Origin of the sequence: Pseudoalteromonas sp. Angola-4 (assembly GCF_028599265.1) — a bacterium.
In the GTDB taxonomy this organism is placed as follows: Bacteria; Pseudomonadota; Gammaproteobacteria; order Enterobacterales; family Alteromonadaceae; genus Pseudoalteromonas; species Pseudoalteromonas atlantica.
The window spans coordinates 1-499 of sequence record NZ_JAQREK010000067.1; the positions used below are offsets into that span (position 1 = coordinate 1).

Here is a 499-nt window from a genome sequence, read left to right on the forward strand (position 1 = left end):
ATTGAATAATATGCGTAAGTGCAATTAAGTCATCAAGTAGTGCAATGTAATTAGGATTTCTGCTCGCGACTTGGGCAACTTCAGCCATTAAGGCTGCGCCATCCTGCGCGAGTAATGCAGCGAGTAAACTCTGACTATAATGGGTATCCATTAAACCAAGCATGGCTTGAACAGCTTGATTATTAATATCGCCATTTGTTTGGGCAATAGCCTGATCTGTCAGGCTCAGCGCATCTCGCATACTGCCATCGGCTGCTTTAGCAATAATGCTTAGGGCATCATTATCAAAATTGAGCTGCTCTTGCGTAAGAACATGCTCAAGCTGTTGCTTAATTTCAGCTTGCGACAAGGCATTTAAATTAAACTGTAAGCAGCGCGATAAAATAGTTACCGGTAATTTTTGTGGATCGGTGGTCGCCAGTAAAAACTTTACATGCTCAGGTGGCTCTTCGAGCGTTTTTAATAAGGCATTAAAGCTGTGCTTTGACAACATGTGTAC

At 42.3% G+C, this 499-nt stretch carries 1 pseudogene; it reads right to left on the reverse strand.

What is annotated here, in order from left to right:
- Positions 1 to 499: pseudogene (locus PSH48_RS20820) on the reverse strand (DNA polymerase III subunit gamma/tau); the annotation flags it as partial.